Origin of the sequence: Psychroserpens mesophilus, from assembly GCF_050617655.1 — a bacterium.
In the GTDB taxonomy this organism is placed as follows: domain Bacteria; phylum Bacteroidota; class Bacteroidia; order Flavobacteriales; family Flavobacteriaceae; genus Psychroserpens; species Psychroserpens mesophilus_A.
In genome coordinates this window covers 1-265 of sequence record NZ_JBODQC010000216.1, presented here as the reverse complement: position 1 = coordinate 265, position 265 = coordinate 1, and the positions used below count along the sequence as shown (strand labels likewise).

General features: G+C 67.9%; 1 protein-coding gene. It reads right to left on the bottom strand.

Annotated elements, in window-relative coordinates:
• Positions 1-265 (bottom strand): DUF2889 domain-containing protein (locus ACRHNM_RS17005; RefSeq protein WP_431137813.1); only part of this gene is annotated, 265 nt, incomplete at both ends.

The window sequence follows — 265 nt, the reverse complement described above, 5'->3', positions numbered from 1 at the left end:
CACTGCGGGTAATGCTCCTTGACCAGCGGGCCGTCCTCTCTCAACGCGTGGCATGCGCCGATCTTCAAGGGGCGTTTCGCGGGATCGTCCTCGTCCTGGTGGGAGATCTTGCCCTGCAGGATCGTCTGCACGGCCAGGGGCGGCAGCAGCGTCGCGAGCTCGGCCAAGTGCGTGCAGCGCTCATGGGTCGGGATCCGCTTGGCGATTTCCTGGCGGAAGCCCGTGAGCAGGTTCGCGCCGACCAGCCGCTCCAGCCGCACCTGGG